Origin of the sequence: Polynucleobacter asymbioticus QLW-P1DMWA-1 (genome assembly GCF_000016345.1) — a bacterium.
Classification (GTDB): Bacteria; Pseudomonadota; Gammaproteobacteria; order Burkholderiales; family Burkholderiaceae; genus Polynucleobacter; species Polynucleobacter asymbioticus.
In genome coordinates, this window is record NC_009379.1 from 1,773,640 (window position 1) to 1,791,601 (window position 17,962).

The 17,962-nt window shown below is 47.0% G+C and carries 13 protein-coding genes; 7 read left to right on the plus strand and 6 right to left on the minus strand.

What is annotated here, in order from left to right:
• Positions 1-44: 44 nt before the first annotated feature.
• Together PNUC_RS08880 and PNUC_RS08885 are read left to right on the plus strand one after the other, a co-directional pair.
• Positions 45-1,151, plus strand: coding sequence for an aromatic ring-hydroxylating oxygenase subunit alpha (locus PNUC_RS08880; RefSeq protein ID WP_011903543.1), 1,107 nt, complete (start codon positions 45-47; stop codon positions 1,149-1,151).
• 52 nt (positions 1,152-1,203) lie between these two features.
• A complete protein-coding gene (locus tag PNUC_RS08885) occupies positions 1,204-2,034 on the plus strand; it encodes a sulfurtransferase (protein WP_011903544.1) in 831 nt (276 codons plus the stop codon).
• Here the strand turns inward: PNUC_RS08885 and PNUC_RS08890 are convergent.
• Genes PNUC_RS08890 through polA form a run of 3 tightly spaced genes read right to left on the minus strand, consistent with a single transcriptional unit; the run spans position 2,031 to position 6,531 of the window.
• Complete coding sequence (locus PNUC_RS08890) at positions 2,031-2,804, minus strand: ZIP family metal transporter (RefSeq protein WP_011903545.1); 774 nt, start codon at positions 2,802-2,804, stop codon at positions 2,031-2,033. The genes PNUC_RS08885 and PNUC_RS08890 overlap by 4 nt on opposite strands.
• 4 nt (positions 2,805-2,808) lie before the next feature.
• Positions 2,809-3,684, minus strand: coding sequence for a dienelactone hydrolase family protein (locus PNUC_RS08895; protein WP_011903546.1), 876 nt, complete (start codon positions 3,682-3,684; stop codon positions 2,809-2,811).
• 15 nt (positions 3,685-3,699) lie between these two features.
• Positions 3,700-6,531: a DNA polymerase I gene (gene polA, locus PNUC_RS08900; protein WP_011903547.1), complete on the minus strand. Its 2,832-nt coding sequence runs from the start codon at positions 6,529-6,531 to the stop codon at positions 3,700-3,702.
• 82 nt (positions 6,532-6,613) lie between these two features.
• Here polA and PNUC_RS08905 point away from each other — a divergent pair, with 82 nt between their 5' ends.
• The 3 genes from PNUC_RS08905 to PNUC_RS08915 are packed head-to-tail and all read left to right on the plus strand — an operon-like array spanning position 6,614 to position 8,817.
• Positions 6,614-7,027: a hypothetical protein gene (locus tag PNUC_RS08905; protein ID WP_011903548.1), complete on the plus strand. Its 414-nt coding sequence runs from the start codon at positions 6,614-6,616 to the stop codon at positions 7,025-7,027.
• 39 nt (positions 7,028-7,066) lie between these two features.
• Positions 7,067-8,044, plus strand: coding sequence for a homoserine kinase (locus tag PNUC_RS08910; RefSeq protein WP_011903549.1), 978 nt, complete (start codon positions 7,067-7,069; stop codon positions 8,042-8,044).
• Entirely contained in the window at positions 8,041-8,817 is a 777-nt protein-coding gene (locus PNUC_RS08915; protein ID WP_011903550.1) for a BPSS1780 family membrane protein, read from the plus strand. The genes PNUC_RS08910 and PNUC_RS08915 overlap by 4 nt, the downstream gene beginning before the upstream one ends.
• Here PNUC_RS08915 and PNUC_RS08920 read toward each other — a convergent pair.
• A complete protein-coding gene (locus tag PNUC_RS08920; RefSeq protein ID WP_011903551.1) occupies positions 8,814-11,177 on the minus strand; it encodes a UvrD-helicase domain-containing protein in 2,364 nt (787 codons plus the stop codon). The two genes, PNUC_RS08915 and PNUC_RS08920, sit on opposite strands and share 4 nt — an antisense overlap.
• 24 nt (positions 11,178-11,201) lie before the next feature.
• Here PNUC_RS08920 and PNUC_RS08925 point away from each other — a divergent pair, with 24 nt between their 5' ends.
• Both PNUC_RS08925 and galU read left to right on the plus strand, forming a co-directional pair.
• A complete protein-coding gene (locus PNUC_RS08925; protein ID WP_011903552.1) occupies positions 11,202-14,093 on the plus strand; it encodes a valine--tRNA ligase in 2,892 nt (963 codons plus the stop codon).
• Between the two features lie 31 nt (positions 14,094-14,124).
• Positions 14,125-15,015, plus strand: a complete 891-nt coding sequence (gene galU / locus PNUC_RS08930) for a UTP--glucose-1-phosphate uridylyltransferase GalU (RefSeq protein ID WP_011903553.1) — start codon at positions 14,125-14,127, stop codon at positions 15,013-15,015.
• A gap of 17 nt (positions 15,016-15,032) precedes the next feature.
• On the opposite strand, the gene PNUC_RS08935 is transcribed toward galU, so the two are convergent.
• Positions 15,033-15,260, minus strand: a complete 228-nt coding sequence (locus PNUC_RS08935; protein WP_048812295.1) for a sulfurtransferase TusA family protein — start codon at positions 15,258-15,260, stop codon at positions 15,033-15,035.
• 14 nt (positions 15,261-15,274) lie between these two features.
• Positions 15,275-17,899 carry an alanine--tRNA ligase gene (gene alaS / locus PNUC_RS08940; protein WP_011903555.1) on the minus strand — a complete coding sequence of 875 codons (2,625 nt, stop codon included), beginning with the start codon at positions 17,897-17,899 and terminating at the stop codon, positions 15,275-15,277.
• Between the last annotated feature and the right edge of the window lie 63 nt (positions 17,900-17,962).

Below are 17,962 nucleotides of genomic sequence, written 5' to 3' on the forward strand. Positions count from 1 at the left end.
GTTATTCCGCTTAGCTTCGGCTGACGTTTTCGGGGGTGGGGAGAATGACTAATCTGGCTACCGCGCAGAAGCTTGCGCCGTCCAATCTGCAGCTGCCGGTTTCGGCATATTTTGACGCTGACCTGTATCAGCGGGAAATTGAATTGCTTTTTAAGCAAGGCCCTGGCTACGTAGGCCATGAACTGATGGTGCCTGAAATGGGCTCATACCAAACCTTAAGCTCTGAAAACGAAGGTCGCATCCTCGTTCGCAATGAATCTGGCGTAGAACTCCTTTCCAATGTTTGCCGTCATCGCCAAGCATTAATGCTCAATGGTCGTGGCAAAGCTGACAATATTGTTTGTCCTTTGCATCGCTGGACCTATGACTTAGGTGGCAATTTATTAGGTGCCCCTCATTTTGAAGACAAGCCCTGCCTCAATTTAGGTAAGTCCCCTTTGCAAAATTGGCAAGGTTTACTGTTTGAAGGTCCACGCGATGTTCGCACTGATTTAGCGAACTTGGGTGTTGCCGACGATCTCAAATTTGATGGTTATGTTCTTGATCATGTTGAAGTGCACGAGTGCAACTACAACTGGAAAACTTTTATTGAGGTTTATCTCGAGGATTACCATGTTGTTCCATTTCATCCTGGTCTTGGCAAGTTTGTTTCCTGCGAAGATTTACAGTGGGAATTCGGAGATTGGCATAGCGTCCAAACGGTTGGCATTCATAAAGATTTAAAAACACCGGGCTCACCAACCTATCGCAATTGGCATGAGGCAGTCCTTCGCCAGTTCGACGGCAAAGCCCCACGCCACGGAGCTATCTGGCTTACTTACTATCCTAATGTGATGGTCGAATGGTACCCAGGCGTATTGTGCGTTTCCACCTTGCATCCGATGGGCGTAAATAAAACTCGCAATATTGTGGAGTTCTATTACCCAGAAGAAATTGCCCTTTTTGAGCGTGAGTTTGTTGAGGCAGAGCGTGCCGCCTATATGGAAACCTGCATTGAAGATGATGAAATTGGTGAGCGCATGGACCAAGGTCGTGCAGCCCTCTACGCACGTGGCATTAATGAAGTGGGCCCTTATCAAAGCCCAATGGAAGATGGTATGCAACACTTCCACGAGTGGTACCGTCGTGCAATGAACTTGCAAGGCGCATAATTTAAACAGCATGTAATACCTCCGCATCACTATCCAAAATAAAGGAAGTACTATGACTCCTCTAATTACCGCAAACCAGTTAGAAGAAATCATCAATAGCGGAGAAAATGTATTACTCTGTGATTGCCGCTTTGATCTAGTCGATCCGCTCATTGGTAAAAAATCTTATGAAGAGAGTCATATTCCGGGCGCAATCTATGTCGACCTTGATCATGATTTATCTGGACCCAAAACCGGCAGCAATGGTAGACACCCTCTTCCTAGCCCAGAAGTCTGGGCCAAGACCAAAACCCGCTTAGGTATTGCCCCCAATACCTTAGTGGTGGCTTATGACAAACAAGGTTCAGTCTATGCAAGTCGCCTGTGGTGGATGCTTAAGTCTACTGGACATGCCAACGTACAAGTCTTAGATGGTGGCCTTGACTCCTGGAACGGTCCAATGGGCACAGTTCCTCGTCAGCCCAAGCCTGTGACTCAGGCCATCGAAGCCAGGCCTTATGTGGGCTTAGTGCTTGTAGATGAAGTTCTCGCTAATCTACAAACGAAGAAGAACGTAGTGATCGACGCACGCGCAAATGATCGTTTTCATGGTCAAAACGAAACTTTGGATCCAGTGGGGGGACATATTCCCGGCGCACTCAATCATTTCTTCAAGGACAATTTATCGGCAACGGCATTTAAACCAGCCGAACAACTCTTTAAAGAATTTGTTGAATTCTTGGGGCCTATTAAACCGTCTGAAGTGATTCATCAATGCGGCTCAGGTGTCACTGCTTGCCACAATCTACTAGCGATGGAAATTGCTGGACTAAAAGGCTCACGCGTATACGCAGGCAGTTGGAGCGAATGGTCTGCAGACTCAAGCAGACCGGTAGAGCTTTAATGTAATAAAGACAGCAAAATTACAAAGCCAACACCGCACGCAATCAAGATGGTTTGACGTAAAGACTCAGCCCAGTGCGGGCGTCGGTGCATTTGTGGAATCAAGTCACTGACCGCAATATAGATAAAGCTACTCGAAGCGATCACCAGCAAATAGGGCATTGCAGCATGTGCTCTCTCGAGAAAGAAGTAAGCGAGAACACCGCCCACTACCGCCGATAAACCACTAATTAAGTTATAGAGCAATGCCCGTGTACGTGAAAAACCGGCATTCAAAAGAACGATGAAGTCGCCAATCTCCTGAGGAATCTCATGGGCAATGATCGCGATCGCCGTGAAGATACCCACTTGAAAGTCAGCCATAAATGCGGCGGCTATCAAAATACCATCAACAAAATTATGTATGCCGTCCCCGACTAAAATCATCCAACCACTGCGCCCCGCATTTTCTGCATCGTGGCCATGATGGTGGTGATGACCATCGCCCTCATGGTGATGATCATGACGTAGCAAAGCAATTTTTTCCAACAAGAAGAAACCAAGCAAGCCAGCCAATAAAGTGGCAAATAATAATTGTGGGCTGGTGCCTGGCATGCTGAAAGCTTCAGGAAGTGAATGCAGTAGTGCAGTAGCGAGCAATATGCCAACCGACAAGCTCACCATGTTATTCACCATCTTGGAGAGCAGCCCCACGGAGAAGGTAGCCGCGATTAATACACTAGTAATACCAGCTAGCGCAGTAATTAATACGATGCTCTCTAAGACAGTCATTTAATTACACTACTCCGTTTTTCTTAAACCAGGCGATGCACTTTTCCCATCCATCTTTAGCGGGGCCCTCACGATAGCTAGCGCGATAGTCCGCATGGAATGCATGTGGTGCATCGGGATAAACCTCAATTTGAGAGGCTTTCGCAGCGGGATTTTTAGCGGCAGCTTGCGCCAATGCAGCGCGCATTTGCTCGACACTTTCCAAGGAGATGCCAGTATCAGCGCCACCATATAAACCCAGTACTGGCGCTTTTAAATCAGCGGCAATTTCCACGGGGTGACGTGGATTGCCCTCGGTCTTCTCGCCAATCAAGCGACCATACCAAGCAACTCCTGCACGCACTTGTGGCAAGGTTGCTGACAGCCAGGTAATTCTGCCGCCCCAACAAAATCCAGTGACCCCCACTCGCTTCAGGTCGCCACCATTTTTTCCAGCCCACACCAAGGCAGCCTGCAAATCATTCATCACTTGTGTATCAGGAGTTTTAGCAACGATATTGGCTTGAATTTCGGCAATAGTGCCGTAGGCATTGGGATCTCCCGCGCGAGTAAAAAACTCAGGAGCGATCGCCAAATAACCCAACTTCGCAAAACGGCGGGTCACATCAGCAATGTATTCATGCACGCCAAAGATTTCACTTACGACAATGACAATAGGTAAAGAGCCTTTGGCATAAGCAGGACGTGAAACATAGGCAGGCAACTGAAAGCTTCCCACTGGAATCATTTGTTCACCAGCTTTGAGCCCCGTAAAGTCAGTTTCAATGGCGGCGGCCAACACAGGGTCTGATGCAGCCACAAAACCTACGCCCATGGTCGTAGCACCAATGACAGACGTCTTAATAAACTCTCTACGTGCGTTACTCGATTTTTCACTCATAGTGATCTCTCCTGGTTAATGCGCCTCTTCCCAATTATCGCCAATACCAATACTAACCACCAAGGGCACTTTTAACTGCGCGACATGGCACATGAGGTCAGGTAATTTAGCCTGCAACAGATCAATCTCATCTAAAGGCACATCGAATACCAATTCATCATGAACCTGAAGCAGCATTTTGGTTTTCAACTGCTCTTTTTCCAACCAATCCTCAACTGCGATCATCGCCAGCTTAATCAAATCAGCCGCAGTTCCTTGCATCGGTGCATTAATCGCGGCACGCTCAGCACCTTGACGGCGTGGGCCGTTAGAGCCCTTAATTTCGGGCAACCAAAGACGTCGCCCAAAGACTGTTTCTACATAACCGTTTTCTCTAGCCTCGAGACGCGTCCGTTCCATGTATTGAGCTACGCCCGGATATCGGTCAAAGTACTTGGCGATATAGTTTTGCGCTGCTGCGCGCTCAATACCTAAGTTACCCGCTAAACCAAACGCACTCATGCCATAGATCAGACCGAAGTTAATCACCTTGGCATAACGACGTTGCTCAGAATTGACATCATCCAAGGGGATTCCGAATATCTCGGCAGCCGTTGCCTGGTGGACGTCTTTGCCTTCTTTGAAGGCAGTTAATAAATTTTCATCTTCGGCAATATGCGCCATGATGCGCAGCTCAATCTGCGAGTAGTCGGCTGACAATAACTTGCAACCGTCAGCCGGAATAAATGCCTCGCGAATGCGACGGCCCTCTTCAGTGCGCACCGGAATATTTTGCAAATTAGGATCACTTGATGCCAAGCGCCCAGTAACTGCAGTTGCCTGAGAAAAGTTAGTGTGAATTCGCCCCGTTTTAGGGTCAGCCATTCGGGGAAGTTTTTCAATATAGGTCGACATCAACTTGGCCAAACTGCGATAGTCCAAAATGCGGGCGGGCAATGGATAGTCTTCCGCCAACTTCTGCAAAACCTCTTCATCAGTAGAAGGTGCGCCCGAAGGTGTCTTTTTAACTATAGGCAATTCCAGTTGTCCAAACAAAATTTCTGCGATTTGCTTTGGGGACTGAATATTAAAAGGTTGGCCTGCCAGCCGGTGAATTTCGCCCTCGAGCTCTAAAAGGCGTTTACCCACCTGTTGGCCTTGCTTAGCCAATAAGGCGGAATCGATCCGGATACCGTTGCGCTCCATGATTCCCAGCACCAACATTGCTGGCATTTCAATCTTTTCATAGACATAGAGCAGGCCTGGGCTCGCCTGAATCTGAGGCCAGAGCTCTAAATGCAAGCGCAAAGTGATGTCTGCGTCTTCGGCGGCATAGTTGGTAGCAATTTGCAGATCCACCTGATCAAAGCCAATTTGGTGAACCCCTTTGCCGCATACCTCTTCATAGCGAATCGTTTTAAGACCAAGGTGGCGCTCTGCCAAACTATCCATATTGTGAGGTAAATGCGATTCCAACACATAGGATTCAAGCAAAGTGTCGAATGCAATTCCCTCTAGATGAATATCGTAATTTGCAAATATATGGATGTCGTATTTTAAGTTTTGACCGACCTTGAGGTGGCTAGAACTTTCTAACCAAGACTTCATGCGTTTCAGAACCAGCTCGCGACTGAGCTGTGCTTCACCATTGCGATGTGCCACTGGAATGTAACAAGCCTCACCTGGCTTTACTGATAAAGAGATCCCCACTAATTCTGCTGCTAATGCATCTAAGCTCGTGGTCTCGGTATCGACTGCCGTCAACTCAGCAGCTTCAATTTTCTTCATCCAACGCTCAAGAGATTCTTCGTCAACTACACATTCATAGTGACGTTCAATCGCATCTTGCAAATCACTAGTCTGCTGCGTTAGCCCTTTAGTAGGTGCTGTAGCGATGACTCTTTTAAGCTCTCCAGAATCAGTTTCAGAGCTGGAATTGGTAATGGGTGAGCCAGCCAAATCAAAAGTGACTGCAGCCCCAGAACCCCCATCAGATGGGTTATTGAGCTGCTTTTCGACATCACGCAACCAAGTCTTAAATGCATAGCGCTCAAATAGTTCACGCAACAAAGCGGCATCCTCTGACTTTTCATGTAAATCATCAAGGCCCGGTAAATGGGGTGATAAATCACAATCTGTTTTTACAGTAATTAATTGACGCGCCTGAGGAAGCCAAGTCAAACTAGCACGCAAGTTTTCACCAACAACGCCTTTAACTTGATCCGCATTGGCCATCAAGTTATCTAAGTTACCAAATTCTGCTAACCATTTATTAGCAGTTTTTGGTCCAGCCTTTGGCACGCCAGGAACGTTATCAACAGTGTCCCCAATGATGGATAAATAATCGACAATCAATTCTGGTGGAACGCCAAATTTTTCAATCACGCCTTCGATGTCTAATTTCTCATTAGTCATCGTATTGATGAGAGTGACCGAAGGATTTACCAATTGCGCTAAATCTTTATCACCAGTAGAGATGATGGTTTCCCAACCTGCTTCGGTTGCTTGGCAAGCTAAAGTTCCAATGACGTCATCCGCCTCTACACCCGAAACCATGAGTACAGGCCAACCCATTGCTTTGACCATCGCATGAATCGGCTCAATTTGCTTGACCAAGTCTTCAGGCATTGGGGAGCGGTGAGCCTTGTATTCAGAGTACATTTCATCCCGAAAAGTCTTCCCTTTGGCATCAAAGACGCAGGCTATATGGTCAGCCTTGAGCTCAGATCGAGCCCGGCGCATCATATTGACCATGCCATATATAGCCCCAGTAGGCTCGCCCGCCCCATTTCTGAGGTCTGGCATAGCGTGGAAGGCGCGATATAGGTAGCTAGAGCCGTCTACCAACAAGAGTCTATGTTTAGTCATACCGCAATCGTACAATCTAGTTGTGAACTGCCTACAGGTCCGGTTAGGAAACCACCCTTGAGTAGGCCTTAAAAGGTGAAAAATGATGCATGCTATAACAAATTTATTTAGCCAAACCCTTAATCACGGTCTAGCTCTCATGAGCTTTTTAGTGGTTTTTGGCCTTTTTGGACTCGGATCAGCACAAGCTCAGAATACCAGCCAAGCACTCAGCCAGTCCGAGCTCAATCAAATTAACAACCAGCCACTTGCCCCAACGGTAAGCCCATCAAACACCCTCGATGCGCCTGCAAAGCGAAAGCCAAGCTTCCAACATAAGGAAGCTACCGGCACTGAGGTTACTGAGTACAAAGATGCCAACAGCCCAACTCAAGTGCAAGTCAAAACGAAGTACACCAGCTATGAGATGTCTCCTCCTGACTCAGTTCAGCCTGGCCCTGCAACCTCAGGCGAAGGTGAGCTTTTAAGTGTGCCGAGCATTAGCATTCCTTTTTAATTCGTCACTTAATTTACGTCCTTTATTTAGTAACTGCTGATGGCTGTATTTACTCCGATCGAACTGTCTGATATCTCCCAATGGATCTCTCAAGATTTCGACATCGGTCAAGCTATCGAAATTCATGGCATTCATGGTGGCATTGAGAATTCGAATTTTTTTCTTGATACACTCAAAGATGGTAAGAAGCAGGAATACGTTCTCACCATCTTCGAAAGATTATCCGCAGAGCAACTCCCCTACTACCTTGAGCTGATGCGCCACCTGGCGCTTCAAGGTATTCCGGTTCCCATGCCGATTGAGAACCATCGCGGAGAAATTCTATTTACCCTTAAAGGTAAGCCGGCAGCGATTGTGACTAAATTGCCCGGTCTCTCCCGAATGCAACCGGAAGCAAAGCATTGCGCCCTAGTTGGGGAGATGCTCGCCAAAATGCATTTAGCCGGAAAAGATTTTTCTAAGACACAAGAAAATCTTCGTAGTCTTGGATGGTGGCAAAAAACCATTCCTTTAGTAATTCCTCACTTAAGTACCGCTCAAAAAGATTTAATTACCCATGAACTTGCGGCTCAAGAACAATTCTTTAGCTCAAGCGCGTACGATGCTCTGCCGCAGGGAGCAAGTCATTGCGATCTGTTTCGCGACAATGTACTGTTCGACCCCAAAGGGACTGCTGATAGCAGTCAAGATCAGTTAGGCGGATTCTTTGACTTTTATTTTGCCGGTACAGATAAGTGGCTATTTGATCTTGCTGTCACCGTAAATGATTGGTGTCTTGCAGAGAATAAGCAAGATCTAGATCCCGAGCGTTATGAAGCATTAATGAAGGCTTACCAATCCGTGCGTGCCCTCACAAAAGAAGAGCAGGCTAGTTGGCCACTCATGTTACGAGCGGCTGCTCTGCGTTTTTGGGTGTCGCGCCTCTGGGATTTTTATTTACCCCGCGATGCGCAAATGCTCACCCCACATGACCCCACACACTTTGAACGCATACTTTTAAGTCGTCGCTCTCTATGAAACTGAACTCGTTAGCGCCTAAGGAAGGCTATACCTGGATTAGACAAGGTATCTGGCTTTTTAAACAAAATCCTTTGGGATTTTTAATGCTCATTTTTATGTATGTTTTTGTGGCGCAGATAGCGATCATGGTTCCGGTGATCGGGGTATTCGTAGTCTTACTGCTTACGCCCGCTATATCAGTTGGATTTTTAACCGCCTGTCGTCAAGCAATTCAAAAGGAGCGTATTCGCCCCTTAGTCTACTTAGCGGCCCTCCAATCCGGAGTGTTAGTGCGTCGTCGCATTTTGCAATTAGGGTTGATCTATACAACACTGATTCTTGTGTTGAGTTTTATTCTCAGCCTCTTAATTGATTTTGAAGCGCTGCTTCCGCTAATCACGAGTGATAAACCAATCACCCCAGAATCACTGCACCAAATCTATTTGATTCTTTTCTTTGGTGCCATCCTCTACATTCCGGTAGCGATGTTGATGTGGTTCTCTCCAATATTGATTGCTTGGGCAGACATGTCTATTCCGCAGGCACTTTTTTCTAGCTGGATGGCATGCTGGGTTAACCGCACTGCATTCTTTTTCTACCTAGCAATCTGGAGTATTGTTCTAATCGCCATTCCATTAACGATTGGCATGTTGTTAGACGCCCTGGATTTAGGTCAAGCGGCTTCTTTCATCGTCGCACCTATTTCCATAGCAGGCTTAACAGTGATGCACTGTTCGTTTTACGCCACCTGGAAAGCGTGCTTTACCGAAGATGAAGTGGCACTGGTTTAGTCGATCGCCGCAAGCTTAGCAATACTCAACTGCAACCATTTAATGCCGTGACGCTTGAAATTTACTTGTGCACGCGCATCGGTATCAACACCCTCTAAACCAGTTACACGACCTTCACCAAACTTGGTATGGAAAACATTCTGACCAATTTTGAACGGGTAATCACCGCGCGGGGGCGATGCTAAACGCTTCACCTCCATAGAGGCTGAGCCAACACGCTTTACTGGTCTTTGACGCTCACTTCCTGAATCAAAGAAATCATTGGACTCGTATTCCCGTTGACGCGTATAGCCATCTTGCCAAGTTGAACCCGATCTAGAGTTTCCACCCCAACGTGCGTCTTTTGCTTTGGGTGTCAGCCACTTCAATGAGTCTGATGGCAATTCTTCCAAGAAACGAGATGGCATGTTGTAACGCACTTGCCCATGCAACATCCGAGATTGAGTGTGTGACAAATACAAGCGCTCTTTGGCACGTGTTATTGCTACATACATGAGGCGTCGTTCTTCTTCTAGGCCATCTTGTTCATTAATGCTGTTTTCATGAGGAAACAAACCCTCCTCAAGGCCGGTAATAAAGACAGCCGTGAATTCCAAGCCTTTAGCCGAGTGGACCGTCATCAATTGCACGGCATCTTGCCCAGCCTGGGCCTGGTTGTCCCCTGCCTCTAGAGAAGCATGGGATAAAAAGGCTGCAAGCGGTGAGACTTCTACGACACCAGGTGCATTTTCTCCCGGAAGCATAGCTGCGGCAGCATCTTGACCATATCCCTCTTCAGCAATAAAGGCGGTGGCAGCATTAATTAATTCTTGCAAGTTTTCTACGCGATCTTGACCTTCGCGCTCTGAAAGGTAATGCTGAATTAAACCGCTGTGCTGAATTACAAACTCGACCGTTTCTGGCAAGGTATTGTGGCGAGTTGCTTCACGCATGTGGTCTACCAAGCGAATAAATCCACCTAAGGTAGCGCCTGCTTTTCCCTCAAGAGAAGAGGCTGCTGAATACAAAGAGCATTGCTGCGCTCTAGCTGCATCTTGTAATGCTTCGATAGATCTGGCGCCAATACCACGCGTTGGAAAATTAACGACCCGAGAGAATGAGGTGTCATCATTTGGGTTTTCAAGTAGGCGCAAATACGCTAGCGCATGCTTAATCTCAGCACGCTCAAAGAAGCGCAAGCCGCCATAAACCCGATACGGAATCGCAGCAGAAAATAAGTTATGCTCAATGATGCGTGACTGTGCATTGCTTCGATAAAGCAATGCAATTTCAGTACGCTTAATACCGCTATTTACTAAAGCTTTGATTTCCTCTACCAGCCAGGCTGCTTCGGCGTGATCGCTTGGTGCATCATAAATTCGCACTGGCTCGCCATGACCAGCATCAGTTCGGAGATTTTTTCCTAAACGCTCAGAGTTATTTGCAATCAAATGATTAGCTGTATCCAGAATGTGGCCATGCGAGCGATAGTTCTGCTCTAACTTTACCAAGAGCGGATGAAACTGTTTTTCATAGAGGCGCATGTTCTCAACATCTGCGCCACGGAATGCATAGATACTTTGGTCATCGTCACCGACTGCGAAGACTGCGCTAGTGCCCATGCCACTCACATTGACTCGGCTAGCGTCATGACCTGATAACAATTTCAACCAAGCGTATTGCAAGGCATTCGTATCTTGAAACTCGTCAATCAAGATGTGGCGAAAACGCTCTTGGTAATGGGTACGAATAGGCTCGCTGTGCTTTAAAAGTTCATAACTACGCAATAACAATTCCGCAAAATCCACCACGCCTTCACGCTGACATTGCTCATCGTAAGCACCGTATAGTTGGGCCATCTTTGCTTGAAAATCATCACCGACTGCCAAATCTTTTGCACGCTGCCCACGTTCTTTGGCATGGGCAATGAAATACTGCAATTGTTTTGGCGGATACTTTTCATCATCGACCTTTAAGCCCTTTAAGAGGCGCTTAATGGCAGAAAGCTGATCTTGAGTGTCCAGAATCTGAAAAGTTGATGGCAAACCCGCTTCTTTATGATGTGCCCGCAATAAACGGTTACACAGGCCATGAAAGGTCCCAATCCACATACCGCGAGTATTGATGGGCAACATGGCGCTTAAACGCACCATCATCTCCTTGGCAGCTTTATTGGTGAAAGTCACCGCCAGAACCCCAATAGGCGATACCTGGCCCGTTTGGATGAGCCAGGCGATACGTGTGGTCAAGACACGTGTCTTGCCACTGCCAGCACCAGCCAGAATGAGGGCTGATTGGGCTTGGCCATGGGGATTAACGGGCGGGAGGGTTACTGCCTCGCGCTGTTCTGGATTGAGGTTCGCGAGCAAGTCTGAGTACATCGCCCCAATTATAATTTGCCTCTTATGCCAAATGCCTCAAATACCCCTAATTCCCCAGCGGCTGGTTCAGTAGACGAACTTGCCAAATCCTATGAACCCGCCCCGATCGAAGCCTATTGGGGCCCCGAGTGGGAACGCAGAGGTATAGCCGATGCAAGCATGGATGAAGGTAAAGGCAATTTTTCTATACAGCTCCCTCCACCCAATGTGACCGGGACCCTGCATATGGGTCACGCTTTCAATCAAACCATCATGGATGGCTTAGTGCGTCATGCCCGAATGGCAGGCAAAAATACCTTATGGGTTCCCGGCACCGATCACGCTGGTATTGCCACTCAAATTGTTGTTGAGCGTCAACTCGATGCGCAAAAAGTTTCTCGTCACGATTTAGGTCGTGAGAAGTTCTTAGAAAAAGTTTGGGAATGGAAGGAAACTTCTGGCTCAACGATTACTCGTCAAATTCGTCGCTTAGGTGCTTCGATTGATTGGGGTAAAGAGTACTTCACAATGGACAGCAAAATGTCCAAAGCGGTAGTGGAAGTATTTGTCCGCCTGCATGAACAAGGTTTAATTTATCGCGGCAAACGTTTGGTGAACTGGGATCCCGTTCTTGGAACTGCTGTGTCTGATTTAGAAGTTGTCAGCGAAGAAGAAGATGGTTCTATGTGGCATATCCGCTACCCCTTAGCCGATGGCTCTGGACATCTCACCGTTGCGACTACGCGTCCGGAGACCCTACTCGGTGACGTCGCTGTGATGATTAACCCAGAGGATGAGCGTTATAAACACCTCATTGGCAAGCTTGTTAACCTGCCGCTCTGTGATCGCCAAATCCCGATCATTGCTGATGACTACGTTGATGTGAACTTTGGTACTGGCGTGGTGAAAGTCACCCCCGCTCACGACTTTAATGACTACGCTGTTGGACAGCGCCATCAACTTCCATTAATCAACATTCTGACTTTAGATGCCAAGATTAATGAGAATGCGCCTGCTACTTACCAAGGTCTAGAGCGCTTTGCTGCACGCAAACAAGTTGTTGCCGATTTAGAGGCCGCTGGTTTATTGGAAAAAGTGCAACCCCATAAACTCATGGTGCCTCGAGGCGATCGTACCCAAACCATTATTGAACCGATGTTGACGGACCAATGGTTTGTGGCAATGTCCAAGCCTAGTCAAGACAATCAATATCAACCAGGCTCATCGATTGCAGGCGCTGCATTAGATGCTGTCACCAAGGGCGATATCAAACTGGTTCCAGAAAACTGGATTAATACTTACACCCAGTGGTTAGAGAATATTCAGGACTGGTGTATTTCACGGCAACTCTGGTGGGGCCATCAAATCCCAGCCTGGTATGGCGAAGATGGGCAGATCTTTGTAGCTCGTTCTGAAGAAGAAGCCAAAACAAAAGCTGTAGCTGCTGGATATACCGGTCAACTTAATCGTGACCCTGACGTATTAGATACCTGGTTTAGTTCTGCGCTCGTGCCGTTTAGCTCACTAGGTTGGCCAGAAGAAACGCCAGCACTAAATCATTTCTTACCATCCTCTGTATTGGTAACCGGTTTTGACATCATCTTCTTCTGGGTTGCTCGCATGGTGATGATGACCTGCCACTTCACGGGGAAAGTTCCTTTTCATACTGTTTACGTTCACGGACTTGTTCGTGATGCTGAAGGTCAAAAGATGAGTAAATCCAAGGGTAATACCCTGGATCCAATTGATCTCATCGATGGCATCAAGATTGAAGAGTTAGTAAACAAGCGCACTACTGGTCTGATGAATCCAAAGCAAGCTGAAAGCATTGGCAAGAAAACTAAGAAAGAATTTCCGGATGGTATTCCGGCCTTTGGTACGGATGCCCTGCGCTTTACCTTCGCCTCCTTGGCCTCACTGGGTCGCAATATCAACTTTGACCAAAAGCGCTGTGAAGGCTATCGCAACTTCTGTAACAAGTTGTGGAATGCGACCCGTTTTGTTTTAATGAACTGCCCTGGCGGAGATGAAGACAATGGCTTGGCGCCGTGCGATAACCAGTGTGGCCCAGAAGGTTATTTAGATTTCTCTCCAGCAGATCGTTGGATCGTTTCTTTGCTACAAAGAACAGAAGCCGAAGTAGACAAAGGCTTTCAAAACTATCGCTTTGACAATATTGCCACCGGCATTTATCAATTTGTTTGGGATGAATACTGCGATTGGTATTTAGAGCTTGCGAAAGTGCAACTGCAAACTGGCACTCCAGCACAACAACGTGCCACTCGCCGTACTCTATTGCGTGTTTTAGAAACGATCTTGCGCATGGCGCATCCATTGATTCCTTTTATTACAGAAACCCTCTGGCAAACCGTTGGCCCTAAGTCTGGAAAAGTGCTAGCTCAACAAACTAAGCAAACTATTGCACTCCAACCTTACCCAATTTCGCAGCCAGAAAAGATTGATGAGCCAAGTGAAGCATGGGTTGCACAAGTGAAAGCAATTGTCGACGCTTGCCGTAATTTGCGCGGTGAGATGCAAGTTCCCCCAGGTCAAAAAGTACCCCTTTGGATTTGCGGTCCACAAGCATTCTTAGAAAAAGCGACTCCTTATTTAATGGCCCTAGCCAAATTAACCGAAGTCAAAGTCTATAGCGATGAATCGGCTCTTGAAAAAGATGCTCCAGGCGCCCCAATTGCTCTAGTCGGCAACATCAAACTCTTACTTAAGATTGAAGTGGATGTTGTAGCAGAACGTATTCGTTTGGGCAAGGAAATCGAGCGCCTGGCCAATGAGATCACTAAAGCCCGTAGCAAGCTTGATAACGAAAGCTTCGTAGCACGCGCCCCTGTTGAGGTTGTAGCCCAAGAAAAGCAGCGTCTTGCCGGCTTTGAGCAAAACCACGATAAGCTTGTTGCACAATTAGAGCGCCTCAAATAATCTGTAGCAAAGAATAGAGAACGGATTCACTATGTCATTACATTTCAGCTCCAAAAAGGTCACTAAAGCAGTTTTTCCAGTAGCCGGTTTTGGTACGCGCTTTTTGCCAGCAACCAAGGCAAGCCCAAAAGAAATGCTCAATGTCGTAGATAAGCCACTCATTCAATATGCAGTGGATGAAGCGATTGCTGCCGGCATTACCGAATTAATATTTGTAACCGGTCGTAGCAAACGCGCAATTGAAGACCACTTTGATAAAGCTTATGAATTAGAAGCTGCTCTTGAAGCAAAGAATAAGCAAGACCTACTCCATCTAGTGCGCAGCGTTAAGCCCGACAATGTCGATTGCGTTTACATTCGCCAATCTGAACCTCTGGGTTTGGGTCATGCAGTTTTATGTGCTGAAAAATTAGTTGGAGATGAGCCGTTTGCCATTATCTTGGCCGACGATCTTTTGGATGGACAACCACCAGTGCTTTCGCAAATGCTCAAAGTGCATGAAGAGCAAGAGGGTTCAGTGCTCGCTGTTGAGAAGATCGATCCATCCAAATCGAGCTCCTATGGCATCATTTCAGGTAAGGAAGTGCAACAAGGCATCTATCGCTTAGATGGCATTGTTGAAAAGCCAAAGCCAGCAGATGCACCATCTAATCTCGCGGTTGTAGGTCGCTATGTTCTGTCTTCCAAAATTTTTGATCACATTCGCAATGTCAAGCCAGGTGCTGGTGGTGAAATTCAACTGACGGATGCCATTGCGGCCTTGCTCAAGGATGAGCCCGTGTTTGGATATGAGTACGACGGCGTGCGTTATGACTGCGGTAGCAAATTGGGCTATCTCAAAGCCTCTGTTGACTTTGCATTGCGTCACCCAGAAGTAGGCGAAGATTTTGCAGAATACTTAAAAAGCTGGTCCTTGAAATAAGGATGAAGGGGGGGTGCTTATCTTCTTTTTAGAAAGAAGACTAAAACATCCCCTTCAGTAGCACTTCCAATTAGTTCATTGCCAGTTTGCTTAGCAAACGCTGGAAAATCTCTAGCCGCGCCTGAATCAGTCGCTTTAATTTTGAGAACTTCTCCAGACTGCATAGTGGCTAAGGCTTTCTTAGTGCGCAAAATAGGCAAAGGGCAATTCATGCCGATTGCATCGACTTCCGCATTAAAGGGAATATTGATGCTCTCGGTCATTTGCTTGCTACCCAGTCTTTAACGCCATCCAATGCAGCGCCCAACTTACTAGGATCATTACCACCAGCCATAGCCATCTCTGGTTTACCGCCTCCTTTGCCGCCCACCTGTTGAGCAACAAAGTTCACGAGATCGCCAGCTTTTACCTTAGCAATAGAATCGGCGGTTACACCAGCAATCAAACTGACTTTATCGCCCTGAACTGAAGCCAAAACAATTGCAGCAGTTTTCAGTTTTGCCTTGAGTGCATCCATTGTTTCGCGTAATACACCAGCATCTGCGCCATCAAGACGGGCAGCCAACACTTTTAAGCCGTTGACATCTATTGCTTGACCAGCCAACTCATCGCCCTGACTTGCAGCCAACTTAGAGTTCACTTTTTCCAACTCGCGCTCTGCTAAACGCAAACTCTCTTGCAGTTGTGCAACCCGATTTACCAGATCGCCCGGATGCGTTTTAAGGATAGTGGCAGCTTCATTGATTTTGTCTTCCAAGCCTTGCAAGAAATGCAAAGCATTCTGGCCAGTAACGGCTTCTACACGACGGATGCCGGCGGCGACACCACCTTCAGAAACAATCTTCAAGCTACCAATATCGCCTGTGCGAGACACATGGGTACCCCCACACAACTCTTTAGAGCTACCGATCTCTAGAACACGGACTTCGTCACCATACTTTTCACCAAAGAGCATCATGGCGCCAGTTTTTTGCGCATCTTCCAAAGACATCACTTTGCCTGAGGTAGCACTGTTATCCAAAATTTCAGCATTCACAATATCTTCAATGCGACGAATTTGTTCAGCGGTAATTGGGGCGTTGTGTGTAAAGTCAAAACGCGTTTTGCTAGCGTCAACTAAGGACCCTTTTTGTTGCACATGATCGCCTAGGACTTCACGCAAAGCTTTGTGCAAAATATGAGTCGCACTATGGTTGCGCATCGTATCGTTTCTTAGCGCAATATCAACCAAGGCATTTAATGTATCGCCAACCTTGAGCTCACCCTCGAGAACTTCACCTTGGTGACCAAATACATCGGCCTGAATCTTGAAGGTGTCATCTACAGTAAAGCGGGCTGCCTCATTACGAAGTTCACCCTTGTCACCAACCTGGCCACCTGACTCTGCATAGAACGGGGTGTTATCCAAAACCACTACTGCAGCATCACCAGCCTTCACAGAATTGACTGCTGAGCCATCTAAGTAGAGGGCGGTAATTTTGGCGCCTTCATGCTTGAGGGTCTCGTAACCATGGAACCGGGTTGGTACTCCTTTGTAATCCAGGCCTTGGGCAACCTTAAATTTACCTGCTGCCCTTGCCTGATCGCGTTGCTTTTGCATCGCAACTTCAAAACCCTCGCTATCCACTGTTACGCCTCGCTCACGGCAAACGTCTGCCGTTAAGTCGAGTGGGAAGCCAAAAGTGTCATGCAGACGGAAAGCGGTTTCACCGTCAACCACTTTCGCTCCACCTGCTAAGGCACCATCCAAAATTTCCATACCATTGGCAATTGTTTGGAAAAAGCGCTCTTCTTCTTGCTTCAATACTTCGCTGACTTTATCTTGTGCAGCACGCAACTCAGGATAAGCATCGCCCATCTCTTTGACGAGTGCAGGAACCAATTGATAGAAGAAAGGTTTGCGTGCACCTAATTTATAACCATGACGAATAGCGCGTCGTGCAATACGACGCAATACATAACCACGACCCGCATTACCAGGAATCACACCATCAACAACGATGAAACTACATGCTCGGATGTGATCAGCAATCACTTTTAATGAGGGGCTTTGAGCATCACAATTCTCGCCCCCAGCCCCATCTACCGTATCCTTCGCAGCCTTGATGAGATTGACGAAGAGATCGATTTCATAATTAGAATGGACATGCTGTAACACGGCAGCAATACGCTCTAGACCCATGCCAGTATCTACGCTGGGCTTAGGCAATGGATGCATCACACCGGCTTCATCGCGGTTGAACTGCATAAAGACGTTATTCCAAATCTCAATAAAGCGATCGCCATCTTCATCGGGACTTCCTGGAGGGCCCCCTGGAATATGCTCGCCATGATCATAAAAAATTTCTGTACATGGACCGCATGGACCAGTGTCACCCATCATCCAAAAATTATCAGAAGCGTAGCGTGCTCCTTTGTTATCACCAATGCGAATAATGCGTTCTGCAGGCACACCGATTTGATCTTTCCAAATAGCATATGCCTCGTCATCTTCTGCGTAGACCGTTACTAAAAGTTTGTCTTTGGGCAACTCAAATACTTGGGTTAATAAATCCCAGGCAAATTGAATGGCATCTTTCTTAAAGTAATCGCCAAAAGAGAAGTTACCCAACATCTCAAAAAAGGTGTGGTGACGTGCGGTATAGCCAACGTTATCTAAGTCATTGTGCTTACCACCAGCCCGGATACATTTTTGGGCAGTAGTGGCACGCGTATATGAACGCTTATCAAAGCCCAAGAAAACATCCTTGAATTGGTTCATTCCCGCGTTAGTAAATAGCAAGGTTGGATCATCCCCTGGCACCACTGGGCTAGAAGGGACTATTTGATGGCCTTTTTGGGCAAAGAAATCCAGGTAAGCCTGTCGAATTTGGGTTACTTTCATGAGGATAATTATCGCATTGGCACTCCTCTAGGGCAAACCCTAGACAGGACACCCCCTTCCTGC